The sequence below is a fragment of the Sphingobium sp. CECT 9361 genome (genome assembly GCF_918741285.1).
In the GTDB taxonomy this organism is placed as follows: domain Bacteria; phylum Pseudomonadota; class Alphaproteobacteria; order Sphingomonadales; family Sphingomonadaceae; genus Sphingobium.
Map to the genome: position 1 here is coordinate 62,912 of NZ_CAKKNC010000009.1, position 22,226 is coordinate 85,137.

General features: G+C 63.3%; 29 protein-coding genes and 2 pseudogenes. 25 read left to right on the forward strand and 6 right to left on the reverse strand.

Annotation, left to right across the window (positions count from 1 at the left end):
• Positions 1-35 precede the first annotated feature (35 nt).
• Together LQ220_RS13980 and LQ220_RS13985 are read right to left on the reverse strand one after the other, a co-directional pair.
• Positions 36-1,115: a ParB/RepB/Spo0J family partition protein gene (locus LQ220_RS13980; RefSeq protein ID WP_188084533.1), complete on the reverse strand. Its 1,080-nt coding sequence runs from the start codon at positions 1,113-1,115 to the stop codon at positions 36-38.
• Positions 1,112-2,308: an AAA family ATPase gene (locus LQ220_RS13985; RefSeq protein WP_029623213.1), complete on the reverse strand. Its 1,197-nt coding sequence runs from the start codon at positions 2,306-2,308 to the stop codon at positions 1,112-1,114. The genes LQ220_RS13980 and LQ220_RS13985 overlap by 4 nt, the downstream gene beginning before the upstream one ends.
• 537 nt (positions 2,309-2,845) lie before the next feature.
• Here LQ220_RS13985 and LQ220_RS13990 point away from each other — a divergent pair.
• Positions 2,846-3,691, forward strand: coding sequence for a toprim domain-containing protein (locus LQ220_RS13990; protein ID WP_188084534.1), 846 nt, complete (start codon positions 2,846-2,848; stop codon positions 3,689-3,691).
• Positions 3,692-3,746: 55 nt separating this feature from the next.
• Here LQ220_RS13990 and LQ220_RS13995 read toward each other — a convergent pair whose 3' ends face one another.
• Positions 3,747-4,160, reverse strand: coding sequence for a hypothetical protein (locus tag LQ220_RS13995; RefSeq protein ID WP_230188868.1), 414 nt, complete (start codon positions 4,158-4,160; stop codon positions 3,747-3,749).
• Between the two features lie 2 nt (positions 4,161-4,162).
• Between LQ220_RS13995 and LQ220_RS14000 the strand changes: the two are divergent.
• The 6 genes and pseudogenes from LQ220_RS14000 to LQ220_RS14025 all read left to right on the forward strand — a co-directional run.
• Positions 4,163-5,107: pseudogene (locus tag LQ220_RS14000) on the forward strand (methylase); the annotation flags it as partial.
• 283 nt (positions 5,108-5,390) lie between these two features.
• Positions 5,391-6,257, forward strand: coding sequence for a PAS domain S-box protein (locus tag LQ220_RS14005; protein WP_230188869.1), 867 nt, complete (start codon positions 5,391-5,393; stop codon positions 6,255-6,257).
• A 93-nt stretch (positions 6,258-6,350) separates the two neighbouring features.
• A complete protein-coding gene (locus LQ220_RS14010; protein ID WP_230188870.1) occupies positions 6,351-8,012 on the forward strand; it encodes an ATP-binding protein in 1,662 nt (553 codons plus the stop codon).
• A 23-nt stretch (positions 8,013-8,035) separates the two neighbouring features.
• On the forward strand, positions 8,036-8,230 hold the full coding sequence (locus LQ220_RS14015) for a hypothetical protein (protein ID WP_230188871.1): 195 nt from the start codon (positions 8,036-8,038) through the stop codon (positions 8,228-8,230).
• A complete protein-coding gene (locus LQ220_RS14020) occupies positions 8,227-8,553 on the forward strand; it encodes a hypothetical protein (protein WP_230188872.1) in 327 nt (108 codons plus the stop codon). Before LQ220_RS14015 ends, LQ220_RS14020 begins: the two co-directional genes overlap by 4 nt.
• Before the next feature lie 154 nt (positions 8,554-8,707).
• Entirely contained in the window at positions 8,708-9,172 is a 465-nt protein-coding gene (locus LQ220_RS14025; protein WP_230188873.1) for a DUF736 domain-containing protein, read from the forward strand.
• Between the two features lie 96 nt (positions 9,173-9,268).
• Here the strand turns inward: LQ220_RS14025 and LQ220_RS14030 are convergent, their stop codons facing one another.
• Positions 9,269-9,835 (reverse strand): hypothetical protein, encoded by a 567-nt coding sequence (locus tag LQ220_RS14030; RefSeq protein ID WP_230188874.1) that lies wholly within the window; start codon positions 9,833-9,835, stop codon positions 9,269-9,271.
• A gap of 1 nt (position 9,836) precedes the next feature.
• Positions 9,837-10,187, reverse strand: a complete 351-nt coding sequence (locus LQ220_RS14035; protein WP_230188875.1) for a hypothetical protein — start codon at positions 10,185-10,187, stop codon at positions 9,837-9,839.
• Positions 10,188-10,354: 167 nt separating this feature from the next.
• On the opposite strand from LQ220_RS14035, the gene LQ220_RS14040 reads away from it, so the two are divergent.
• The 13 genes from LQ220_RS14040 (at position 10,355) to LQ220_RS14095 (ending at position 18,177) form a co-directional block, all read left to right on the forward strand.
• Complete coding sequence (locus LQ220_RS14040; protein ID WP_230188876.1) at positions 10,355-10,873, forward strand: hypothetical protein; 519 nt, start codon at positions 10,355-10,357, stop codon at positions 10,871-10,873.
• Entirely contained in the window at positions 10,870-11,340 is a 471-nt protein-coding gene (locus LQ220_RS14045) for a DUF6878 family protein (RefSeq protein ID WP_230188877.1), read from the forward strand. The genes LQ220_RS14040 and LQ220_RS14045 overlap by 4 nt, the downstream gene beginning before the upstream one ends.
• A gap of 2 nt (positions 11,341-11,342) precedes the next feature.
• Positions 11,343-11,744: a hypothetical protein gene (locus tag LQ220_RS14050; RefSeq protein ID WP_230188878.1), complete on the forward strand. Its 402-nt coding sequence runs from the start codon at positions 11,343-11,345 to the stop codon at positions 11,742-11,744.
• A 4-nt stretch (positions 11,745-11,748) separates the two neighbouring features.
• The gene (locus tag LQ220_RS14055; RefSeq protein ID WP_230188879.1) at positions 11,749-12,060 is read left to right on the forward strand and encodes a hypothetical protein; all 312 of its coding nucleotides are present in this window, start codon (positions 11,749-11,751) and stop codon (positions 12,058-12,060) included.
• 41 nt (positions 12,061-12,101) lie between these two features.
• A complete protein-coding gene (locus LQ220_RS14060) occupies positions 12,102-12,299 on the forward strand; it encodes a hypothetical protein (protein WP_230188880.1) in 198 nt (65 codons plus the stop codon).
• Positions 12,300-12,492: 193 nt separating this feature from the next.
• Positions 12,493-13,248, forward strand: a complete 756-nt coding sequence (locus LQ220_RS14065) for a hypothetical protein (protein WP_230188881.1) — start codon at positions 12,493-12,495, stop codon at positions 13,246-13,248.
• An 87-nt stretch (positions 13,249-13,335) separates the two neighbouring features.
• The gene (locus tag LQ220_RS14070; protein WP_230188882.1) at positions 13,336-13,596 is read left to right on the forward strand and encodes an AbrB/MazE/SpoVT family DNA-binding domain-containing protein; all 261 of its coding nucleotides are present in this window, start codon (positions 13,336-13,338) and stop codon (positions 13,594-13,596) included.
• Between the two features lie 11 nt (positions 13,597-13,607).
• On the forward strand, positions 13,608-14,006 hold the full coding sequence (locus LQ220_RS14075) for a type II toxin-antitoxin system VapC family toxin (protein ID WP_230188917.1): 399 nt from the start codon (positions 13,608-13,610) through the stop codon (positions 14,004-14,006).
• A gap of 240 nt (positions 14,007-14,246) precedes the next feature.
• Positions 14,247-14,381 carry a hypothetical protein gene (locus tag LQ220_RS24925; protein WP_290369043.1) on the forward strand — a complete coding sequence of 45 codons (135 nt, stop codon included), beginning with the start codon at positions 14,247-14,249 and terminating at the stop codon, positions 14,379-14,381.
• Positions 14,382-14,441: 60 nt separating this feature from the next.
• The gene (locus LQ220_RS14080) at positions 14,442-14,687 is read left to right on the forward strand and encodes a hypothetical protein (protein ID WP_230188883.1); all 246 of its coding nucleotides are present in this window, start codon (positions 14,442-14,444) and stop codon (positions 14,685-14,687) included.
• 56 nt (positions 14,688-14,743) lie between these two features.
• Positions 14,744-15,235, forward strand: a complete 492-nt coding sequence (locus LQ220_RS14085) for a hypothetical protein (protein ID WP_230188884.1) — start codon at positions 14,744-14,746, stop codon at positions 15,233-15,235.
• Between the two features lie 742 nt (positions 15,236-15,977).
• Positions 15,978-16,322, forward strand: coding sequence for a hypothetical protein (locus LQ220_RS14090; RefSeq protein WP_051767939.1), 345 nt, complete (start codon positions 15,978-15,980; stop codon positions 16,320-16,322).
• 49 nt (positions 16,323-16,371) lie between these two features.
• Positions 16,372-18,177: an amidohydrolase gene (locus LQ220_RS14095; RefSeq protein ID WP_188084301.1), complete on the forward strand. Its 1,806-nt coding sequence runs from the start codon at positions 16,372-16,374 to the stop codon at positions 18,175-18,177.
• Positions 18,178-18,467: 290 nt separating this feature from the next.
• On the opposite strand, the gene LQ220_RS14100 is transcribed toward LQ220_RS14095, so the two are convergent.
• Positions 18,468-19,115 (reverse strand): substrate binding domain-containing protein, encoded by a 648-nt coding sequence (locus LQ220_RS14100; protein ID WP_354957819.1) that lies wholly within the window; start codon positions 19,113-19,115, stop codon positions 18,468-18,470.
• Between LQ220_RS14100 and LQ220_RS14105 the strand changes: the two genes are divergently transcribed.
• From LQ220_RS14105 to LQ220_RS14130, 5 genes and pseudogenes are all read left to right on the forward strand, one after another.
• Positions 19,087-19,524: an alpha/beta hydrolase gene (locus tag LQ220_RS14105; protein WP_290369044.1), complete on the forward strand. Its 438-nt coding sequence runs from the start codon at positions 19,087-19,089 to the stop codon at positions 19,522-19,524. The two genes, LQ220_RS14100 and LQ220_RS14105, sit on opposite strands and share 29 nt — an antisense overlap.
• A complete protein-coding gene (locus LQ220_RS14115) occupies positions 19,517-20,410 on the forward strand; it encodes a pirin family protein (RefSeq protein ID WP_030538470.1) in 894 nt (297 codons plus the stop codon). The genes LQ220_RS14105 and LQ220_RS14115 overlap by 8 nt, the downstream gene beginning before the upstream one ends.
• Entirely contained in the window at positions 20,407-21,435 is a 1,029-nt protein-coding gene (locus tag LQ220_RS14120) for a retropepsin-like aspartic protease (RefSeq protein WP_230188886.1), read from the forward strand. The genes LQ220_RS14115 and LQ220_RS14120 overlap by 4 nt, the downstream gene beginning before the upstream one ends.
• An 88-nt stretch (positions 21,436-21,523) precedes the next feature.
• A pseudogene (locus LQ220_RS24930) lies at positions 21,524-21,745 on the forward strand (OsmC family protein); the annotation flags it as partial.
• Positions 21,746-21,776: 31 nt separating this feature from the next.
• Complete coding sequence (locus LQ220_RS14130) at positions 21,777-22,178, forward strand: RidA family protein (protein WP_030538465.1); 402 nt, start codon at positions 21,777-21,779, stop codon at positions 22,176-22,178.
• The last annotated feature ends 48 nt before the right edge of the window (positions 22,179-22,226 follow it).

The window sequence follows — 22,226 nt, forward strand, 5'->3', positions numbered from 1 at the left end:
ACTAATTGAAAATAAAGCGTTAAACCAGATTTTACTCAATTCCGACTGAACTTCGCGCTCTCAAGGGCAGGGCGGAGCGCTTCGAGGATCTCGTCGACCGACGCTGTGCCCTTGGGGTTGATGTTGATGGTAAGTCCCTTGGCCCGTGTATCAGCGAGAACCTGTCCGATCTCGCGGCCCGATGAGGCGGTGAGGGCCGGCTTGGCGCGGGGTACAGGCTTCCTCGTCGCCGCGGGAGCCACCGCGGCCGCGGCCAGGCGCTCACAGACCTTGATACCCTCGATCTTGTCGCTTCCAGCATCTTTCAGAGCCTGTTGCTCGGCTCCGAGGGCTACAGCTGCGGCGATGATCGCGTCTCGGTGCTGTTCATTCTTCAGCAGGGGCGAGAGCCGCATGCCGTGCCGGACCTTGAGATCTCCAGGCTCAGCGAACGCTGCCACGACCTCGTCAGGCAACTCCGCGAGCTGGAGGAGGTTGTGGAGGTTCTGCTTGGCGATGGCCAAGCGATCGGCCATCTGCGTGCGAACCCCGTTGTAATATGCGTCGACGGCGTGCCTGTAATTGCGCGCACGCTCCAAATCGGTGACGTCCTCGCGCTCTCGATTTTCCAAATCGGCAAGCCGGAAAGCGGCCTCGTCATCGAGCGTCTCGATACGCGCTACGAGCTCGATTTCGCTATGGTTGTTGGCATTCAGCCAGGAAACCGAGAAATGCCGGCGGGTGCCGACGATCAACTCGTAGGGAGTCTCGGCGTTCGGCGTCCGCCGCACCACAACCGGCTCGCGGTTCGTTCCCTCCTCGCGGATGGAATCAATGAGCGAGGCACAGCGTTCGTGGCTCAGCGCCGCATGATCGCGAGCATTGCCCGGCCAGATGGAGCATTCCGAGGGCTTCAGACGGATAGTCGGACGTTTGACCGTGCGGGCGATCTCATCGAACGCAATACCTCGCCGCTCCAGGAATGAGGGCGTCGAAGGTTCGTCAACCGGCTTATCGCGATCGACCAGCACCTCGGCATCCACGACTTCGGCCACGGACGTGGGGGCAGGGGTCGTGCCGATGCTCTCGATGGCATTCGCCAGTAGGCTGCGACGCCGGCCCCCTGCGCTGCTCATGCCGCCTCCGTCAGTCTGTCGGTGCCGACCTGCGCCATACGCGACGGCCACTGCTTGCAAATATCCTTTTCGATCTCGCGAAACACCATGTTGAGGTTGTCACGGCACCGCGTGTACGTCTGGTGCGACCCATATGGCTTGTTGATTTCGTAGATCGACGACATCGACAGCCCGGCATTCTTGATCTCTTCCGACAGGAGGATCGGCGTCGATAGCATCTGGCCGGCGTAGGTCTTCTCCATGACCTGAAGCATTTGAGCCTCGTTGGTCCTGTTGGGCTGGAACATGGTGCAGACGACGCGAATGAACCCGTAGTCGATCGAAGTGTCGAACTTCGAGACGAGGTCCATCGCTTCCCTACAGGTCTGCATGAAGTGGATTGTCGAAAGATAATCCAGTTGCCGAGCCGGCACCGGGATCAGCAAGCCGTCCGCGGCCGTCAACGTGTTCACGCCCAAAAAACCCATGGCGGGGGGAGGATCGAGGATTACGACATCATAGTCGTGCCGGACCTCTTCCAGGCCGATTCTCAGCATGCGAAATGCGCCGGCAATGGCGGTCGGGCCCTCCTCGATGGTTGCTGTCAGTTCCCACTCGGTGTCCTGGAGGCCCAGGTTGGCGGGGCAGATATCGATATTGGGCCAGGCGGTCTTTTGGATCGTCTTTCGCAGCGAATCGGCTTCGTCGATTCTGGGCGAGAGGAAGTTCGAGAGCGTGTGCGTCTCGTCCACCAATGCCTCGAGATTGACGTCGAACATAACACTCATCGACGCCTGGGGATCGCAATCGACAACGAGGACGCGATATCCCCGCAGCGCAAGGTAGTCTGCAAGATGCTTGCCCGTCGTCGATTTGCTGACGCCGCCCTTGAAGTTCTGCACTGCAATGACGACCGCGCGCTCGGAGGGCAATTTACCCATCTTGATGCCAAGCTTCTCGCGAATGGCGATCAAATCTTCGACCGTGTAGAATCGGCGTCCGTTGGTGGCCGTCTTGGGTGCGGGCAAGCGTCCGCGCGCCTCAGCCTTCGAAAGCGCTTCTGGCGTTCGGCCAAGCAATTCAGCGGCGACCGTCGCCCCCATTGAAATGTTCAGCGTTTTGCGATCGGATGGATCAATGGCTGCCTGCCGCAGCACGGTCTTGGCATTCTCGCACGAGGTAATCATCGCATCGAGAATCTGACCCGACAGCATGGGCATGTCCCCTTTTTGAACCCAAACCGGCCACGGTTCGTGAAAAGCACCGCATAATGGCCCCTAATCCCGGACAGATATGCCAAATGCAGGGTGGTTAGTCAAATACGGCGACCTGACCCGGCGTGCGCAGGGACAAGCCCTCTTGCCGCCCCCGAGTCCCGGACCATCCGCGCGTATATCATTTCACCTATAAACCCGGACCAAAATCAAGACGAGTCGCTCGCCAGCACCCGCTGCTTGAGGACTTATCCGCAATTCTTGTCCGACTTAGAAAGCTCAGACAACGGGCATTCACAGCAACGCGAATCATCTCGAAGATCATTGGCGGGCACAGGGTCAGCGATGGAACCTATCAGTCCACGGCGATTCGGGTCGAACTTGGACTATTCGCTCCAACAACTGCTTTCGAGTCATGAAAGAGTCGCGCCTCGCACGACCCGTCGCGCGATCTGTTCCGTCTTGCTTCTCCGATAACCTCTAAAACGATGTTCGTGGAGAAGGGAAGGGGGGCCGAGGTTGTGAAAGGAGCCGATCATGGCCCTCACAGCCGAACGACCTTCGCAGCAACTCATCGATCTTGTTGGCGCACTTGGCGGCACATGGCACGGCAGAACCGCAATGTGCCTTTGCCCGGCGCATTCCGACAGCACCCCAAGCCTGTCGATCCGCCAAGGCAATCGCGGTATTTTGGTGACCTGCTTCGCGGGATGCGATCGGGAAGACGTTCTGCGTGAACTCCGACGCGTGCCCATCCGCGACCATTTCAGCTATACCCATGCTCCTGCCGTTTCTTCCGGCAATGCGAGCCGGCTGTGGGATGAAGCCCTTTCCCTCGAAGGCACGCTGGCAGAACGCTATCTCGCCTCGCGCTATCTCGCGCCGATCACGGACGACCTGCGCTTCCATCCACGCTGTCCGTACCGGCCAAAGCCCTGGACGAGCTTCCACCCGGCTCTTCTGGTAGCGGTGCGGGAAGGGCGGCGGCTCACAGCCGTCCAGAGAATATTCCTCGATCCCATGACCGCGCGCTATCGCATGAAGCTCATGCTCGGTCGGCCAGCGGCCGGCGCGTGGCAAGGGGGAGGGCGGGGCGCCACGGTCCTCGCCCTCGCCGAAGGCTTTGAGACCGCGCGCGCCTTCACCATTCTCAATGCGCTGCCATGCTGGGCAAGTCTCGGAGCGCGGCGACTGCATCAGATCCGCCTCCCGGAGACCGTGCAAACGCTCATCCTTGCCCAGGATAATGACGCGGAAGGCGTCCGCGCCGCCGATCAGGCCGAACTGCTCTACACTCGGCCCGGCCTCACGATCGAACGAATGCCGCCGCCGCGCGGTATCGAAGATTGGGCCAAGGAACTCGAGAGGCGTATGGCGGCCTGATCGGGCCGGATAGAATCCCGACTCTCGATATTGTGGCTGGACCGCCTCGAACGGCTCAACCCGTGGAACATGGCCAACCCAGCGCAATGGGAAGGGGAGGGGGGCGGAGGACTGATGCTGCCGACGGGGCAGCCAGTCTGGAGACCCCACCATGTCCGATCTCTTCGATACCGCCACTGCGGCTGAGCGCCGCGCGGCCGTCATTCTTGCCGATCGTCTGCGTTCGACCGATCCGATCACTCGCGCTGACCTCAATGCGGCCATGGTCGAGGGCTTTGGAGGGACGGACGCCGACGGCTTCTGGACCCAGCGTGACAGCTTCGAGATCCTCGAACACGCGCTCGCCCACCATCTCCAGTTCGGACCCTATCCCCTCCGCTCGCTCGATGACGTCGCCGCCGCCTGCGATCTCCTGGACCGGCTGCCCACCCAGACCGTTCGCAGCGAGGATCAGATTGAATGGCAGCAATTCTCCTGGCGCTGCCGATCGCGCTCCAGAACAGCATCTTCGACGAGTTCCTCTCGCTGATCGAAACCCGCGTCTCGGCCGCGCGCGAGGCGGGCCGCCTTGATGTCGGCGTCGAGACGATCCTGGTCGACAAGGCCACGCTCATCGACGACGTGGTTCTGCGGACCGATCCTCGCACGGGAGCGACCTCGCATCTTCTCACCATCGAGATCGCGCGGCGCCGCAACCCGGTCTCCCTCGAGCGCATCCTGCGGATTGCCGACGGCGATGCCACTGCGGGCTTCATGATCAACCGCAAGTCCGGCAAGGCGGCGCTCAGGACACGGGCGCGCTCGCTCATGGAGGAGAAGGAGGGGACGCCGATCCCGCGCGTCGAGATGATGCGGCCCACGCGCAACGAATATATGCGCGAGGATGATCTCTATGAATCCTCCTGGGAGGAAGTGACCTGCGAAGCCTTTACCGCGAGATGGTCGGATGAGGTCGAGACCGCCCGGCAGACCGTCGACAGCGAGACGATCCGGCTGGCCACCGGCCTGCTGCTGCCGATCTGGTCGGCGCTGCCCAGCGATCACATGGCGGTCAACCGCATCGTCGATGGGGAAGGGCGGTCATGGCTCGGACGCCTCGTGTTCGACGATCACGTGCCTCAGCTTTTCACCAAGCTCGGCATCGACCGATCCGAAACGCTCCCGCCCGATGCCGTGGTCAAAGCCGTGACCGCCGGCCGGAGCATCGACGTCTCCCATCCGTTCCCGCTCACCATCAAGCGGTCCGTGGTGAATGGCTCGCTGCGCATCGAGCTTGTCGGTTGCCCGTACGACCGTCTGGCCTGGCTCAAATCCATCGGTTGCTTCACCGAGGTGATCCAGTACCGCACGCGGATGTTCGTGCCGATGGCTTCGGCCGAGACGCTTCTAACCCAGATCCTGGCCGGCCCAGGATGAGCGCTACGCGTGCTTTGTATCCTCGGTGATCGCCTTGTCGATCTCAATATAGTTGTGCTCGATGAATTCGTCCCGGGTCATGCCGGGCTTGCTGGCGTGCCAGGCGACCAGGGCCGTCTCCGCTAGGGGTTTGATTGAGTTTAAGGCGCCTTGCATTAGAGCGATGTAGCGTTTCCTTGTCCTTTCCAGGCGATTTCAATATCTGGCTGCTACGCCGTGCTCCCGGTCAGGACTGCGTTGGCCGCCAGGCGCGGTGGAATGCAGACCGTTGGAAACGGAGAATATGCCGGCGAGCGCGAGTAAATCAGATCTGCAGGCAAGCCTTGCCGAGAGCGCCGCTCGAGAGGCGCGTAGCCGGCAGGAAGCCTTTGAAGCGAACGCCTGGCTGGCTGCGATTGTCGAGAACAGCGACGACGCGATCCTCTCGAAGACCCTTGATGGCATCATCATGAGCTGGAATGCCGGGGCCGAGAAGCTTTTTGGCTTTGCCGCTGACGAGGCGATCGGCCGCCCGATCACGATCATCATCCCCGAGGATCGGCTTCACGAAGAAGAAGCGATCATCCGGCAATTGCGCGCCGGCGAGAAGGTCGAGCATTTCGACACGGTGCGACGGCGCAAGGATGGCAGTCTCGTCCATATCTCGTTGACGGTGTCGCCGGTGAAGGATGCGACGGGCATCGGACATAACCGCATCCGCCGTGTCGATAGCTTCGAAGGCTATGAGGTTCTCGCCCATCCCCTGGCGAACCGCGAGGACCGCGTCTTCCATCGCGGCGAGGGTGGGGCGTCCCAGGTCGGGGTAACCTACGGGTCGCATGACATCCAGATCGCGCGGCCGACCGGTCCCGGAAACAAGGGCCTCCTGGCCATCCTGATGCACCACGGCGGGGGCCGCCATATCCTCGAATTCTACGAGAGCGCCCTGCCGATCAGCGCGACACTGCTCGGCCTGCCGGAGCGCGCGCAATACGCGCTGGCCTACACGATGTTCAAACAGGCCGACGAGTGCGCCATCGCCGCCCGCGTGGACGAAGCCGACCGCTGGGCCAAGGCCTTCGTCGATGGTCGCATCCGCAAGCGCCGCCGGGCCGGCAAGCGCTATGTCCACATCGAGACACCGGCCGAGAAGGAGCGCCGCTGCGCCTGACAGCCACGCCACCGCCGCCCGTGGACGCGCAGCCCCGAGCGAAAGGAGAGAAGGGCGGGGAGGGGGCCATTCGCTCTTGCCGAGGAGACCCCGATGCCCCTTCCCACCGTCGTCCACAGCCAGGTCGATCCTGCAGCGATCACCAAGGTGACGCGCCTGTTCAATAATACGCTCGGTTCCATACTGACCGAGCTCATCCAGAATGCACGCCGGGCCGGCGCGACGACCGTCGACCTCGATGTCGCCGAAGCCGACGATCGGCAGTGGCTCGTCATCGCCGACGACGGCGCGGGGATCGCCGATCCCGCGGTCATCCTCGCGCTCGGGCGCTCGGGATGGGATGAGGATATCGCGGCCCGCGAAGATCCTGCCGGCATGGGCGTGTTCAGCCTTGCCGGGCGCCATGTCGAAATCCGGACCCGTCCGCGCGCCGGCGGAGACGCCTGGCGGATCTCGATCGCGCCCGGCGACTGGGAAACGGGCGGTCCTATCCCGGTTTATCGCTGCGATCATCGCTTCGGCACCGAGATCCGTCTCCCACTCCAGGATGACTGGGCGAAATCCCTGGAGGCCAGCGCGAACGCAGCCGCGCGCTATTGTCCGACGCCGATCCGCTTCAAGGGCGCGCCGCTTGCCCAATCGGACTGGCTCGCCGACGCCCTGGTCACGGTTGAGACCGACGGCGTGCGCATCGGCATCTACAACGGAACACGCGGCGCCCACTGTCAGCCACGCATCAACTTCCACGGCCTCACCGTTCCCTGCATCTTGCCCTCGATTGACGAAAAAGATCGCAGCTGGTGGGCACGCGTCGACATCATCGATTCTCCGGCGCTGCAGCTTGTGCTCCCAGCCCGGACCGAAATGGTCGAAAGCGCCGCGCTCGAAGCGCTCCGCGACTTGGTTCGCAAGACCATCTTCCGCCACATCGCGTCTCTCGGCAGCCACCGCGTGTCCTTCGCCCAATGGACCGAGGCCCGGAATCTCGGCATCGATCTCCCCGAGGCGACGGCGCTCCTGCGAGGCTGGACCCCGGCAACGGCCGATCTCAACAGCGGACGCGAGGGTTCCGGCCTGATCCCGGCGGACAATCTCGTTCTGATGGAGCATTTCGGCGCGCCGCTCGAACAATGCGCAGCATTTGCGCTCGCCCGCGACGGCCGCCTCCAAGGTTCCCTCGCCGATCCGGACGACGCGATGGCGGGATATGGCTGGTACGATGCACTCCCCCGGATCACAGCGCTCCGGTTCGAGATCGAACGCGACGGCGCGCCCCATCTGTTCGACAGCGAGACCCTGTCCGGGCTCGAAAGCGGGACGGTCGACCGCCTCGATCTCGTGGTCGAGATCGGGGGCGCCAGACCCGAGACGCTGACCGTCGCCGCTCCCGTCGTCATCGAGTATGACGACGCGCATCATTGGGGTTTCGAGGAAGCGAACGTCCTTCTCGCCGCGCGCGGCGCGATATCCCCGGACGAGCTGGTCGACCTGCTCGAGGCTTCATGCTTCTGCGCGAGCGACGATCGCGACGCCGATAGCTGGGAGACGCAGAACGATCGCTTCCTGCTCGATGCCAGAGAAATGGCCACCCGCCTGTTGCTCGGAGACGACGCGGCGCTCGTCGAGCGGCTCCGGGCGATCATCGCCTACCGCGCCCAATGGTTCGTCCCCGAAGGGCGCCAGTTCTCGGCCATCATCGGCCGGAACGCCATCGATGTCCGCATCGAGCCCGTCCCGGCGTCGCCGGCATCCTGATCAATCTCGAAGGGACCAATCCCATGCGACCCATCAGAGCCGCGAGGCCGGCAGACCGCGACGCCGTGCGGGAGGCGATTGACCAGCTTCGCAGCGCGCGCCACCTTCTGGCCCAGAGCGGCGCCCCGCGCGCCGCCGCCGCGGTCCGCAAGGCGCTGCGCAGCGCCGAAGGTGCGGCCCGCCACGTCGATCATCGCATTCGTCGGAGCCAGACATGAGCCGCTACGAACTGAAACCGAGACCGGGGAACGGGGTCATCAAGGCGGTGGTTGGATGGGACAGACCCCTTCAGACCTTCTTCGCCCAGATATTCACGCCGACCGATGAGGAACCCGAAGAGGGCGAAGCGACGATCTGGCTTGGCACGGAGCCGGGCGCGCTGCCGAGCCCAGAGGTCGCTATCAGGGTGGTCGAAGCCTATGCCGACATTCCCGAGACGCTGGCTGCCGATCTCACGGCGGACATGAACGCCACGGTCGGCGTGAAGGACGGCCTGCATCAGGCAGAGGCCAAGAGGCGTCTCTTCGGCTCGATAAACTAACACAAGCGCCCAACGAGTTTCGCCCCGAGGCCGCTTGCGCGTGCCTCGGATGGGGCGCTTGCGCGCCTGCTCGGCCGAACGGCCGAGGAGGGGAGTGGGAGGCATGAAGGTGGCTCGGACACGGTGTTCGAGACCGCTTTCAGGAGACTTTCCCATGAACATCGGTTCGATCAAGCAGAATGACGCCGGCATTTTCGTCGGCAAGATCGCGACGCTGGCGATCGCCATGACGGTTGCGCTGCGCGAGGTGCACTCGGCCAATCCCAAGGCGCCCAAGTTCGAGGTTCTGGCGCTGTCGGCGTCGCGGGCGTGGGTGCAGGTGGGTGCGTTGTTCGAGCTGTTCTCGAACGGCACGGGCGAGGCGTTCCTCAACGGCAAGATCGAGGACCCGAGCCTGGCCGCGCCGCTCTACGTGTCGGCGTTCCGCCAGGAGGACGGCAGCTACAACGTCGTCTGGTCGCGCCCGACGCGTCGCCGCGATCTCGCCGCGGAGATGGCGCCCAAGGCCGACGAGGGCCTGCCGCCGCTGCCCGGCGCCGACGAGACCGCCGGCCCCGCCACCCAGGGCACCGAGGCCGGCCTCGGACAGTCCTCCGCCGAACACGCGTTCGCAAGCTAACGCTGCCCGACTCTCGCGAATCACCCAGGCCCTCGCTCTAACGAGCGGGGGCTATTTTGCTTCAGCGCCCCAGGCCAAGCCCTGCCTCTCCGACCCTCAGCTAGCCCTATAGAGCATAACGCGACCGGTCGGCACAAGCTGCAGCAGGTAGTCGAAGTCAGCGATGTTCGCGGTAAGCACCGTGAAACCGAGTTTCTGCGCCTGAAGGAAAAGTACGCAGTCGTGCAGCGCCTTGAGCCGTGCGTCCCGTGCGTAACCCTGTATGCGCGACAGAACGCCGCCGAGAAGAGCTGCGCGCCCGAGCACTTCCGCGTCGGGTGTGAAGACGCGGTGATCAGGCATGGCCTCGATTTGCGCCCTGATCACTTTCACCACGCCAGCCGTGCGGGGATCACCCGGATCGAGCACGCCGACAGTATGCATCAGCTCTTGAATAGCCACGGTCGAATGGTTGACTTGCCGTCTGTCGACGAGCTGCTCAACCAGTGTCGGGGCGCGACCCTGCATCTGATCGACATAGACACATGTGTCGAGCAGCAGCGCTTGTCCGCCCAGTTCATCCTGCTCCGCGAACGGGAGGATGTCGTCTGGCCGCCGCGCCAAGGTACGACGCGGGTCGAAACGCGCCCAGCGCATCGCTGCTGAAACATCGAAGCCCGCCATATTAGAAGCCGAGCTTCAGATCCGGATCCACCTTGCCGCGCGCAGCTTTGAATTTCTCGGCGAACTTGTCCTCAAGAGCGATGTTGGCGAGGGCGAACTCGATCAGATCGGTGTCCGTCTCGATGCCGGTTCGAGCCTTCGCCTTTTCGACGAGAGCAGGGCTAACCCGGCCGCCGATCCGGCCGCTCTTCTCATGTAGCAGGCCCGACCGCTGCGCGGCGGCCATCACGGCTTCGACTTGGGTACTATGAACCGTCAGGATATGGCCCGTTCCGACACTGCGCTTGCCCGACCAGCCGCCTTGGTGTTTCCCGCCGTCAGTAGTACGGCGCGCTCCGCTATTCTTAGCCATTGTCTCTTGTCCAACAAAATCCGATTTCGTTCAACATACCGTACTTGGTCCAACTCTTCAAGTTTGCTCACCAGTTTTCCTGTCAGCTTCAATCCCCGCCCGACCGGCCTGCGGCCGTAGAGAGGAGGGGGAGCGTGGCTCCTGTCCAATCGTGACGGGAGACAATCATGTCCGACATCATCGACCTCGGCGGTGCCCCCGCCAACGAGGACTGCGCCCAGCTTGGGCACACGCCCGATTTCGAGCGGCTGAACCGGCTCGAAGTCGCCGCCTACCGCGCCGCCATCATTGCCTGTTTCGGCCCGCCGCCCGACGGCTGCACGCTCGTGTCGGTCACCAACCGCCACGACTTCGGCGTCTATTACTCGCTTGGCCTCAAGGTCGATGCGCTTGCCTATCGGCGTAATCCCGCTGTTGCCGCCTATACCGTGGCCGCGCAGGACGGCCTCGAAAGCTGGGTCGAGGCCGGGTTCGCGCCGCCGGTCCGTTATGAAGACGGCAGCGCCCCGACAGTCGATCGCGACCGGATCGATGACATCGTCACAAGTGCGCTGCTCGCTACGCGGCCCAATGCCGACGGACGCTTCGCCATCCCGGACTTCGAAACCCTTCACCGCAACCTCGCCGCCGCCTATCCGGCCAGCGCCGAAGCCGCGAAGATCCTGATCCAGGAGATCGCCGCATGACCCAGCAACTCACTTCCGACCAGTCCGCTTCCGAGGCCGCGATCGTCGCGGAGATCGAGATCGGTCTTACCGCTGTCCAGGACGTCGAGGCGCGCTGCAAGACTGCCTTCCTTCCATTGCTGCGCGAACACGGCATCGCGCGCGTGGAAATCCACTATGACGGAGGCGGCGACGAAGGCAGCATGGGCGATGTCTTCGCCTATCGCGACGACGCCAGCGCTGAGCTTCCGGCCATCCTGTGCGACCATTTCGCGCTCGAATATAATGGCTCTGTCACGACGCGGACGATCGACCTCGAAGATGCTCTGAGCGCGTTCGCCGAGAATGCGGTCTGCACGCATCATTGCGGTTGGGAGAACGGCGAAGGGGCCCATGGCATCATCGGCATCGATGTCGCTTCCGGCTCGGTGACACTGACGCACAACACCCGCTTCATCGACTATGAAACCAGCGAGACGGAGCTCTAGCGATGTCGCATTGCCATTATCATGCGCTGAGTTCGGTCCGCCGATGGGGCGGTTATACCGAGGACTATCTGCCGCTTCACCAGTGGTTCGACGAGTCCAAGAAGATCATCGCCGATCCGCGCCACCGCGCCTTGAGGCATCATGCCGAGGGTATTTTTCTCCTCGAGACGATCTTTGGCGTGACGATCCGCAACAGCGACGGGCGGGACATTCCGGTCCGGCTCATCGGGGAGCAGCATGTTGCAGAGGATCTTGGGCGGATACCGTCGTTTGCCGACTGGGCGCGGCTCATCCAGCCGATGCCGTGGATCTTGCGCGGCAACCCGGCGGGCTCGCCGGGTCTCGATCCCGAGCTTGGTGCTCCGGTTCCCGGTTCCCGTGACCATATCGCTGCTATAGGCTGATGCCGTGGACAAGGGACCCTTCAGCGACGCCGCCACGCGCCATGCCCTCGACCGGCTGATCGAGATCGCTCGATCCGACACCGGTCAGGCGCGACGGGTCGCGAACTTCCTGCTTGCCTGGTGGAATGGCGATGATTGCGGTCATTTCCCAATCGCCGATCTGTTCGGCGTCGACGCGACGATCGCGACCCATATGACAACCATCATCGGGTTTCTCGGCCAGCATGAAGGCGCGATCTATCCCGATGCCTTCGGCCGCAAGGCCGAGATGATCGAGCTGGTTCGCCGTTGGCGCGACTTTCCAGAGGATGGCTGAGCGCTCGCCTCGACGCGCCTTCCGCGCTATGTTCGAGTCCCATGACCGAGCTCGATCCCCACACGCTGCGCGTCGCCGCTTCGCTCGTTCGATCGCGGATCAAGACGCTCAAGCTAGACGGCCGGATGGACGGGCTGCAGCGGTTGGGCGCGCAGCGCACGCTCACCCAGCTCGCGGTGGACCTCGAAGTGTCCGCCGACCATGTCGGGCCTCCCCGCCGCCGCAAGCGCAGGGCCTAGACTTGCCCGTAGGGCGGTAACGCCGCCCGCACCTTCCCGCCATCGCTGACCAAGGCCGCGGATATCCTCCGCGCGTCTGCTGCGGTCCGAGCTCCGTGCACGGAAAGGGGAGCGGGGCAGGGGAAGGGGGCCGGGCCTGTCTCCGAGGCCGGGGACCCGCCGTGCGCCGCATCCCTTTTCCCAAGGAGCCAGCATGGCCAACCACTTCACCAAGGCGAGCTTCACGTTCGTCGTCACGCCCGCCGAGGCGGACACCCTCCGCCTCGCCGTCACCGTCCGTCAGGGCGAGGATCCGCTCGAGAAGGCACGCCGCGTGCTCGACCTTCCTCGCACCGGCAGAACCAAGCGCCGGGTCCTCAACCGAGACAGTATATGGGACCGGGGCTCGTTCAGCGCCGTCAGGGGCAACAGCGTCATCGGTCCCATGCCGCCGGTTTGGCCGGAAGGCCGTATGCTCACCGACTTTTCGAGCCACCTCGGCAGTTATGGGCAAGGGGGCGTCGGCCTCTCGGGCTGGCAATGCAATCGCGGCTCGTGGATCGTTCTGCCGCTCACCGGGTCTGACGGGTGGATCTGGCTGACCCATGAGGAGATCGCCCCGGCCGAGGATTTCCGATCGCTCCGGGCTGCCATCGACCAGCGCATCCTTGGCGTGCATCCCGACCAGATCGGGGATTTCACGCCGTGGGAGCATCGCTATGCCGGCCATGAGCGGATAGCCGACATGCCCGACTTCGGCGACGAGAAGGCGACCATAGAGCGCTTCAAGACGACCGAGGCCGGGTTCGTTCTGGAGGCCGCCAACGGCCTCACCCGCTGGCGCTTTGCCATGGGAGACGATCTGCCCCGTCCGATCTGGGCCGGCTCGCGCGAGCCGCGCCTGCTCGCCGAGGGCGAGTCCGTCGCCGAGGCATTCCTGCTCGCCCATGACTGCTATCTCGCGGTGTGAGACGCCAGGGCCGAGGTTCCTGTTGCTGTCCGCCATTGAAATGGCCGACCGCAATGTATATGTCTATGTATATGCAAGGAGGACGGCATGGCACGATCCGAACCGATAGCCTCGCGGGAAGCCAAGCTGTTCCGCAACAACAAGAACCAGGCCGTGCGTATCCCGGCCGACTTCGAGCTTCCCGGAACGAGCGTCATGATCCACCGTGACGGCGAGCGGCTCATTCTCGAGCCGATCCGTCGGCGGAATATTCTCGAAGTCTTGGCGAGCCTCGACCCGCTCGGAACCGATGACGAGTTCCCGGACGTCGACGATACTCTGCTGCCGGCAAAGGCCATAGACCTTTGAGCACGCTCTACATGCTCGACACCAACATCGTGTCCGAGCTTGCGCGCAATCCGCACGGGGCCATCGCGAAGCGGATTGCCGAGGTCGGCCCTGACGGCATCTGCGTCAGCATCATCGTGGCCGCCGAACTTCGCTACGGCTGCGCCAAGAAGGGATCGCCCCGCCTCCTGGCGCAGATCGAAGCGATCCTCGACAGCATCCAGGTTCTCGCCCTCGATGTTCCGGCCGACACCGAATATGGCGGAATTCGCACCGAGCTCGAGGCAGCGGGCAAACCGATCGGCCCGAACGACCTGTTCATCGCGGCCCATGCCTATGCCCTGGACGCGGTGCTTGTGACCGCCAACTACGGCAAATTCTCGCGCATCCGCGCCCTTAGAATCGAGAACTGGCTCGACGAGCCCAACTGACGGCCTGTCCCTCGACCGTCCAAGCCGTGCCACCCCGCAGCAGACGATAATCGCCGGACCGCGCCGCAAGCCTGGCGAGGCCGCCATGCCACCGCGCGCGGACAACTCACCTGTCGCTCGCGCTATGGAGGGTCCCATGATCGCATTTTCCGGTCTGCGGTGGAAGATCCTGGCCGCCACCGCCCCGTCCTGCTGCGACTGGCGGACGTCTGCCGAGAGGCCGTCAACCATTGCAACATCTTGCGGGTCGGCATCGACCTGAGCTTCCGTGACGACATCATCGAAGCCCGGCCCGGCAATGATCCCGCCCAGCTCGCGAACATCTTCGAGCGCCGCGCGGCCGAGCGAGCCAAGCCGGTAGGTCGACGCCGCTGATCCACGCGCGGCGGCGGCGTCTGCCCCGCTCGATCAACTCCAAACTCGAGAGGAACGACCATGACGACCATCGTCCTGAGTAACGGCCATTTGCGCACCGAGACGATCGAAGCCGCGATCGACGCGCTGATCGAGGTGCTTGGCGATCATCCGCTCAACCGCCTGTTCGAAAAATATGGCGAATTCGTCGAACGCGACGCCCGCAACCTGCGCGGCGAATGGCTCGAAGGGGTCGAGAATGCCGTCAGCTTCTTCGGCAACTTCTTCGACCGCTCCCATGACCGCCTCAACACCGCGTCCCGATGAGCCCATCCTCATCGATGAGAAATGGGGAGCACGGCATCATCCCGATGGAGGCTCTTATGGACAAACTTTCCGACGATCTCCGGGCGCTGTTCAACACTCCGATCTGCCCGTACTGCGCGACGCTCTACGATCCTGAGCATTATGACGAGGTCGATGAATGCGCCCGCTGTTCGAACTGCGGCAGGACATACCAGGTCGCAGCCGAACACCGCCCACAACAGGCGCACACTCCGCAGGACGACCCGCTATCCGCAGCCGCCCAATCGGACAATCTGGCGCAGTTTCGGGAGGAGGCGGACCGCGTCTCGAAAGCGATCATGCGCCAGACCGCCGGCGGCAGCTACGAGATGTATGAGCGCTGGTTCACTGAGGCGCTGGAGCCGACCATCGACAAGCTCGATCCGGCGCTCCGGTCACAGGCAATCGCGATCGCCACCGAGCTTGGCTATATCGACGATCCCGAGGTCATGGCCGCTGGTTTCGGACCCGGCCTCTGCTCGATCAGCGGCATCGACGAGAACTACTGCCACTGCGGTCGTCATCCCTGACGCCATCCGGGACCGGGCCCCGCGCTCGGTCCCTTTCTTCTTACCGCTGGCATCAAGTTCCGGCTCGCTCGCGGCCCAAGCGGACCAGTCGGTTCGCACGCCGCTACGCCTTGCCGGGGTCTCCCGACGAGAGGAAACATCTCTCACAGACTTCCCATTATGTCGGACGCCCGAGACCGCCTCAAGGACGGCGGGGCCCCACCATTTTCTTCGGCGGATCAGGCGCAGCGCTTCTCCTTCGGCATCCGTGGCCGCCCAAGAAAATCGTGACCCCCACCGCCGCTTCGCGGTCGCTTCGCGATCCTTGACCCGGCCTCGGCCGCCCGACGCGCCGCTCCTGTCATTCAAGACAGACAGGAGCGAATCCATGCAGATGCCTGCGTCGCCGTGACTTGCGAGGCTGGGGCACGGTTGGAATGTCTCCGGGCATCAAGCGGGACCTTCCCAAATCAGTCGCTCCAACTCGCAGGCGCCGGGGTCGCCGGAGTGATCGACAGTGTGGCGCCGCGACCTGATGCCGTTGACTGATTGGGCAACGATAATTCGAAGTGATCGCGGCGCTTGACTGGTAAGGGCGATGGCGTTCCGCATTACGCGACACAGCAAGTCATTTTGTGGAGCTACTGGCGCGACCACAGGATTGTTAGTCCCATTAGGAGGCGGGTGCGACGAAGCCGACGACGAAACTGCTCGCATCGCACACGAACCGCGGCGCCTCGTCGGAACAGTACCAGGAGTCCCAATGCTACGCCTTCTCGCACGTAAACACGCCGCTCTCGTATCCGTTGGCATCGTCACCATGCTCTGCATGGGTTTCGGAGGAGATGACGCGAGCGCGCAAGGCTGGAATCGGAAGCAACGCGAGGACGCGCGCACGTGCGAGAGCTTCGGCAACAGGTATGGCACACCCGCCTTCAGCGATTGCATGCTTTCGCAGCAGCACAGGCGCGACACCAAACAACTCCGGTCGATTGAGGAGACCGAAAGGCTCTCACGCATCGCCAGGGACGGCCAGATCATGGCCGAACGGGCGCGCCAGCAGCGTTGCGAACGCAACCCGGACCGCCGCGAGTGCCGTCGCCGATAACTAAGCGGGTACGCCGAGCCATTTCGAACATCTTATGGGGCGAGTGAAAATGATCCGGAAAGCATTGATCGGGTTCGTAGCGATTGTTTGGTTCTCCGCAGTTCAGGCGCAGCCGGCGCCGCAGAACTCTGGCGCTGATCTGATCGTTTTCAACGCGAAGATTTTCACTGGCAACCGTGCCCAGCCAGAGGCGACGGCATTGGCCGTCAAGGACGGGCGGATCTATTCGGTCGGCCCCGATGAGGCCATCTTGGCCCTGAAGAACCCTTCGACCAAGGTGATCGATGCCCACAGCCGTAGGGTCGTGCCTGGCATTGTCGATGCCCATATCCACGTCCTCAATGACCTGGCCTTCAACTACAATGTCCGCTGGGATGGTGTGCCGACGCTGCGCCAAGCATTGACGATGCTTCGCGAGCAGGCAAGACGCACGCCGGAAGGTCAGTGGGTCAAGGTAATCGGAGGTTGGTCTCCTTATCAGTTCAAGGAGAACCGATTCCCGACGCTGGACGAGCTACACGAAGCGGTGCCCAATCACCCTGCGATCGTGCAATATGCGTACAATCAGGCCTTCCTGAACAAGCAGGCGATGACGGCGCTCGGCGTAGGGACTGATCGGTTTCCGAAGCTCGACGGCGTCGAGATCGAAAAAGACGGCCGCGGAAATCCCACCGGCGTGGTCCACGGCTACACGTGGCTGTTTCTTGCCTTGGAAGCGATGGTGCCGCAGCCCAGTTTCGACGAACAGGTGAGTTCGCTGGCTTATAGCGTTCACGGCCTGAACCGGTTCGGCGTGACCTCGATTATCGATAACGGCGGCAGGTGGCCATATCCCGACGCGCAGGCAAGGGTAAGCGTCCTTGCTCGCGACAACCGCCTCAATGTGCGTATGCCCTTTGTAGATCTGCAACTCGGCGATGGCGGGCCGGTGAACATGGTGGATCTGGAGCTTGAGGCGATCACGAAGACCGCGCCGATCAGCCCGGGACAGAACCTGTATCCCGCCTTGGCGCACGGGCATGAGTATCGCGGAGCCGGCGAGGTCTTGAGCGGAGAAGTGCACGACCACGAGAATTTCGACCGCCCAGCGGTCGTCATCGAGCCGGACACGATGCGGCGCTTCGTCGAGGAGGATGTGAAGAAGCTGGTCGAGCGGCGCATCCCGTTTCGCATGCACATCAGCTATAACGAGAACATCTCGCCTTTCCTCGATGCTCTGGAGAAGGTGAACGAAACCATTCCGCTCGGCGGGCTGCGGTGGAGTCTCGAACACGCCGAGACCATCAGTCCGCAGAATATCGCTCGGGTGAAGAAGCTGGGGGGCGGTATCGCCCTGGATGGCAAGATGGCGCTGCACGCAGATGGCTTCATCAAGACATATGGTCGGGAGAAGGCATTGGAGACGCCGCGCCTTCGCATGCTCGTCGACAGCGGCATCCCGCTGGCCATGACCACCGATGCCTTCCGGGCAGCGACGTACAATCCGTGGGTTGGCATAAGCTGGATGGTGACCGGCAAGTCCGTGTCCGGATCCGAAGCGCTCGCCAAGGACAACCGGCTTACCCGAGCCGAGGCGCTGAGACTTTTCACCATCGGAGGCGCGTGGTTCATGAACGCAGAAGCGGAGATCGGCGCCATCGCTCCCGGATATTTGGCCGACTTCGCGGTGCTCGACAGAGATTACTTCGCGGTGCCGGAGGACCAGATCAAGTCGGTCTCCTCTGTCCTGACTGTCATGAACGGCAAAGTCGTCTTCGGCGGGCAGGATTATCGCAACCTTTCGCCAGAGCTCCCCGCGATCCTTCCGGCATGGTCGCCCGTCAAATACTTCGGGAGCTACTACGGAGAGAAGTAAGTCCAAACGACAGACCTGGCGGCGGGCACAGATCTATGGTGCTCGCCGCGGGCACGATCCCAGCCACGAGACGCCGCATGCTTTCCTTGGCGCTCAGCGCTGATCCACGCTGCTGCGGGAGGAGAGAGGCAGATGGCGCCTTGCCTGAGTTCTGCCGACGTCAATCGACGTTCGCCGTCGACCGCGAAGTCCCAGCGGTGCGCGCCCGTTCCGAGGGGCCTCGCAAGCGTCGTGGGAGAAGGGCCGAAACCGCCTTCGCATTGAGGGCGAAGTCAAGCTGATGGGGGTCTTCATACTGAGAGCGTTTCCGTATCCTCGGTCGAGCGCCCGAAACACTCGATCAGCATCTCGGTGAGGACCCGAATCTTACGCGACGGGTGCTGTCCCGGCGGACGGACGACGTAAATGCCATGCTCAGGGATGGGATGATTCGGCATCACTGGCACCAGTGCGCCCGAGTCCAGATGTTCCTGGATAAGGTCGTTAGGAAGAGCTGCGATCCCGATCCCGGCCACCGCAGCGGCGACCAGGGCGACGCCGTTGTCAGCCTTGAACCGACCTTGCGGTCGCATCGTGATGACCTTGTCATCGACCGTAGCGAGCCATGTCTCGGTTCCCTGCATCAGCGCCTGATGGGTCACCAGCTCTTCGGGCGTTTCCGGTGATCCGTGCTTTGCAATGTAGGCCGGCGACGCGACGTACTTACCGATAAGCGGGCCAATTCTTCTGGCGATCAGGTTAGAATCGGGCAGCATGCCGACGCGGATCGCGCAATCGTACGCGGGAAGCGTGACGCGGAACTGATGCCGGGCACCGTTCGCCAGACCATGGCCTCCAAGCCGGCCGCACTGCGATTGTGGCTGATCTGAGCCACAGGAAGACACTCCGACGAGAAGGATTGACCAGTAGATGTCAACACTAACGACAAAGGATGGCACCCGCCTTTTCTACAAGGATTGGGGACCGCGCGACGCCCAGCCCATCGTGTTCCATCACGGTTGGCCACTGAGCTCCGACGACTGGGACAACCAGATGCTGTTCTTTCTCGGCAAAGGCTACCGTGTGGTCGCGCATGACCGGCGCGGCCATGGCCGCTCGGATCAGACCGATATCGGCAACGAGATGGACACCTATGCGGCCGACGTCGCGGAACTGGCCGAAGCGCTGGATCTGAAGGACGCGGTGCATATCGGACAAGGGCTCGGATCGAAACTCGCGTACGGCACCTTTGAGGCGATCCGTGCCACAGGACGCAAGGCAGTTCTGCTTTGCCCTTTCATGGCCGCCTACTACGCGCGGCATCCCGAATATGCCGACATCATCGCGCCGGAGAGCCCCCATGATTGAAATGGTCATCGAGCAGCGTCGCCGCGACCTGGGCGGCGGCTTCGAAGTCGGCCGCGTCCTGCCTTTCGCGAAGCGCCGTATGATTGGCCCCTTCATCTTCTTCGACCACATGGGACCGGTCGATCTGGCTCTCGGCCTCGACCGCAAGTTCGATGTAAGGGCACATCCCCACGTCGGGCTTTCGACCGTGAGCTATCTGTTCTCGGGCGAGATCATGCACCGGGACAGCCTGGGCTACGAGCAGCCGATTCGGCCAAGGCAAGTGAACTGGATGACGGCTGGCAGCGGAATCACGCACAGCGAGCGTTTCGAGCATGCCCGCGCGGTCGGCGACCGCCTGCATGGTATCCAAGCGTGGGTCGCGCTGCCTGAGGAGTTCGAGGAGACGGCGCCATCTTTCACCCACTATGCGGGAACGAACCTTCCGCACTGGAACGACGGCGGGGTTGCCGGTCATCTCATCGCCGGCAGCGCCTACGGCCTCACGGCGGGTGCCAAGACCCATTCCCCACTCTTCTACGCCCATCTCGAGATGGAGCCAGGCGCGGTTGCCGAGGTGCCGGACAAGCACGAGGAACGCGCGCTCTACATCGCGGCGGGCGCGATCGAGATGCACGGCACGCGCTACGAAGCCGGCCAGATGCTGGTGCTGGGTGCGGGTGCCTCGCACTTCAAGGCCAAGACGCATTCGACCGTCATGGTTCTCGGCGGCGAGCCCATCGGCGAGCGCCACATCTTCTGGAACTTCGTGTCGTCCTCGAAGGATCGGCTCGCCCAGGCGGCATCCGACTGGAAGGCGGGCCGCATGAAGCTGCCGGATGCGGACGATGGCGAATTCATCCCACTGCCGGACGAGCCGGCGCAACCGGCTAGCGCCGAAAAATGAGCGGCTCAGTGTCGAGCAGCGTCGCACTTGTGGCGGCGCTCTTCCTCGCTGGCAGCGGTCAGGCAGGATCGCCGGCAAGGGTGCAGGACGCACCTGCGCCCGCGTCCCGCGTCCCGACTCCAACGACCTCAGAGGTGACCGTCATACCCTTCGAGTTGGCGGACAACCTTGTCCGGATATCGGTGGACGTGAACGGACAGCGACGAAGCGGGGTTCTTGACAGTGGGGCGGGTGCGGTGCTCATCGACCGGCAGGCCAGCAAGGAACTCGGCCTCAGCGAGGGTGGCTCGGCCGGTGATGCCGCCGGTGGCGGCAACGAAGCGAAGGCGCTTATGCCCGTCACCATTTCACGGCTGGCGGCGGGGCCGTTCCGGTTCGAGAACCTCGCCGCATACGCGGTCGATCTTGGCAATCTGTCATCCTCGGCCGGGTTTCCCGTCGATGTACTTCTTGGTGCGCCAGCCTTCCAGAACGGAACGGTCAGTGTCGACTACGCGCGCCGGCAGGTAACCGTCGACAGATCAGGAGCTACGGTTCGATGTGCTTCTCCCATTCCGCTGGAGATCGTGCTCGAGTCTCCAGTCGTTGAGATCGAAGTCCTCCCGGATGGCGGCGAACGGCCGGTTCGCCTCAAGGTGCTGGTCGACCTTGGCACCCGCCACAGTTCGTTGGTTCTGGGGGGCGACTTCGTTCGTAGCGAACCCGGCAAGAGGCTGCTCCAAAAGGCCGTCGCGAAAGAAATAGGCTATGGCGTCGGCGGTGCGGTGAAAGGTGCGGTCGTTCGCGTAGCCGATGTCCGTGCAGGCGCTTCCAGCTTCGGATCGCTGGAGGTCAGCCTTACCTCGGACGTCCCGGCTTTTGAAGGCACTGGGATCGACGGCACCCTGGGCGTCCCTCTTTGGAACGGTGGCGTGATCGCTTTCGACTATGCCGGTCGCCGCCTGTGCATCACGCGTCTCGAGAACTCAGGTCGTGCGGCCTCCATCAACGCCGACGCGCGGCGTCGCCATGCAGATCCGCGCTGACGGATCGGAGAGAAATCGAATGGTGGCACTGCGTACCCGCGCGACGGCTTCGGAAACCGGTGAAAGCCTCTTTGCAGTTCAAATCGAAATGGGTGCTCACAGCATTGTTGGTGATGAGCCGATCAGCGCTGGCGGCGAGGGACTTGGCCCAAACCCCTTCGAGCTAATGACGGCCGCCCTGGCCGAATGCAGTGCCATCACCGTGCGCTGGTTCGCCCGCCAGCAGAACTGGCCGCTTGAGCATGTGGAAGTGGTGGTCGATCACGCGAAGAAGCTATCTGCGGGCTCACCCGCCCGACATGTAAAGCGCCGTCGCACCTTTCCCCTTCGTGGAGACGATCATGCAACCACCCTCATTCTTCGTCACGCCCGGTTATGGCGACCGACTTCGAGACCTGCTCCATTACTCTCAGGCCGTGCGTATCGGGAACCGCGTGGAAATCTCCGGTCAGGGAGGTTGGAACAACGATCTTGTCATAGCCGCCGACCTCGAAAACGAGATCGCGCAGGCCTTTCAAAATGTCGAGCGCACACTCTCCACCGCGGGGGCAAGCTGGGCGAATGTTGTGCATGTGAACTCGTACCACGTCGGCGGATTCCCGCCGGTGGTCAACGAGACGATGGCAACGCTATTCAGGCGCTATATGCCCGATCATGCGCCGATCTGGACGCAGGTTGGTGTCGACGCACTTGGTCTTCCGGAAATGCGGATCGAGATTCGGGTGACCGCGATCGTGACATGACAACGCAGCGCTGGCGGAAGCCCTGGAGGCGGATATCCGTACCTGCAT

What these genes read in the sequence shown, in the direction of transcription:
- LQ220_RS13980 (WP_188084533.1), bottom strand. Translation starts at nt 1,115, where the DNA reads ATGAGCAGCGCAGGGGGCCGGCGTCGCAGCCTACTGGCGAATGCCATC.
- LQ220_RS13985 (WP_029623213.1), bottom strand. Translation starts at nt 2,308, where the DNA reads ATGCTGTCGGGTCAGATTCTCGATGCGATGATTACCTCGTGCGAGAAT.
- LQ220_RS13990 (WP_188084534.1), top strand. Translation starts at nt 2,846, where the DNA reads ATGGCCCTCACAGCCGAACGACCTTCGCAGCAACTCATCGATCTTGTT.
- LQ220_RS14005 (WP_230188869.1), top strand. Translation starts at nt 5,391, where the DNA reads ATGCCGGCGAGCGCGAGTAAATCAGATCTGCAGGCAAGCCTTGCCGAG.
- LQ220_RS14010 (WP_230188870.1), top strand. Translation starts at nt 6,351, where the DNA reads ATGCCCCTTCCCACCGTCGTCCACAGCCAGGTCGATCCTGCAGCGATC.
- LQ220_RS14015 (WP_230188871.1), top strand. Translation starts at nt 8,036, where the DNA reads ATGCGACCCATCAGAGCCGCGAGGCCGGCAGACCGCGACGCCGTGCGG.
- LQ220_RS14020 (WP_230188872.1), top strand. Translation starts at nt 8,227, where the DNA reads ATGAGCCGCTACGAACTGAAACCGAGACCGGGGAACGGGGTCATCAAG.
- LQ220_RS14025 (WP_230188873.1), top strand. Translation starts at nt 8,708, where the DNA reads ATGAACATCGGTTCGATCAAGCAGAATGACGCCGGCATTTTCGTCGGC.
- LQ220_RS14030 (WP_230188874.1), bottom strand. Translation starts at nt 9,835, where the DNA reads ATGGCGGGCTTCGATGTTTCAGCAGCGATGCGCTGGGCGCGTTTCGAC.
- LQ220_RS14035 (WP_230188875.1), bottom strand. Translation starts at nt 10,187, where the DNA reads ATGGCTAAGAATAGCGGAGCGCGCCGTACTACTGACGGCGGGAAACAC.
- LQ220_RS14040 (WP_230188876.1), top strand. Translation starts at nt 10,355, where the DNA reads ATGTCCGACATCATCGACCTCGGCGGTGCCCCCGCCAACGAGGACTGC.
- LQ220_RS14045 (WP_230188877.1), top strand. Translation starts at nt 10,870, where the DNA reads ATGACCCAGCAACTCACTTCCGACCAGTCCGCTTCCGAGGCCGCGATC.
- LQ220_RS14050 (WP_230188878.1), top strand. Translation starts at nt 11,343, where the DNA reads ATGTCGCATTGCCATTATCATGCGCTGAGTTCGGTCCGCCGATGGGGC.
- LQ220_RS14060 (WP_230188880.1), top strand. Translation starts at nt 12,102, where the DNA reads ATGACCGAGCTCGATCCCCACACGCTGCGCGTCGCCGCTTCGCTCGTT.
- LQ220_RS14065 (WP_230188881.1), top strand. Translation starts at nt 12,493, where the DNA reads ATGGCCAACCACTTCACCAAGGCGAGCTTCACGTTCGTCGTCACGCCC.
- LQ220_RS14070 (WP_230188882.1), top strand. Translation starts at nt 13,336, where the DNA reads ATGGCACGATCCGAACCGATAGCCTCGCGGGAAGCCAAGCTGTTCCGC.
- LQ220_RS14075 (WP_230188917.1), top strand. Translation starts at nt 13,608, where the DNA reads ATGCTCGACACCAACATCGTGTCCGAGCTTGCGCGCAATCCGCACGGG.
- LQ220_RS14080 (WP_230188883.1), top strand. Translation starts at nt 14,442, where the DNA reads ATGACGACCATCGTCCTGAGTAACGGCCATTTGCGCACCGAGACGATC.
- LQ220_RS14085 (WP_230188884.1), top strand. Translation starts at nt 14,744, where the DNA reads ATGGACAAACTTTCCGACGATCTCCGGGCGCTGTTCAACACTCCGATC.
- LQ220_RS14090 (WP_051767939.1), top strand. Translation starts at nt 15,978, where the DNA reads ATGCTACGCCTTCTCGCACGTAAACACGCCGCTCTCGTATCCGTTGGC.
- LQ220_RS14095 (WP_188084301.1), top strand. Translation starts at nt 16,372, where the DNA reads ATGATCCGGAAAGCATTGATCGGGTTCGTAGCGATTGTTTGGTTCTCC.
- LQ220_RS14105 (WP_290369044.1), top strand. Translation starts at nt 19,087, where the DNA reads ATGTCAACACTAACGACAAAGGATGGCACCCGCCTTTTCTACAAGGAT.
- LQ220_RS14115 (WP_030538470.1), top strand. Translation starts at nt 19,517, where the DNA reads ATGATTGAAATGGTCATCGAGCAGCGTCGCCGCGACCTGGGCGGCGGC.
- LQ220_RS14120 (WP_230188886.1), top strand. Translation starts at nt 20,407, where the DNA reads ATGAGCGGCTCAGTGTCGAGCAGCGTCGCACTTGTGGCGGCGCTCTTC.
- LQ220_RS14130 (WP_030538465.1), top strand. Translation starts at nt 21,777, where the DNA reads ATGCAACCACCCTCATTCTTCGTCACGCCCGGTTATGGCGACCGACTT.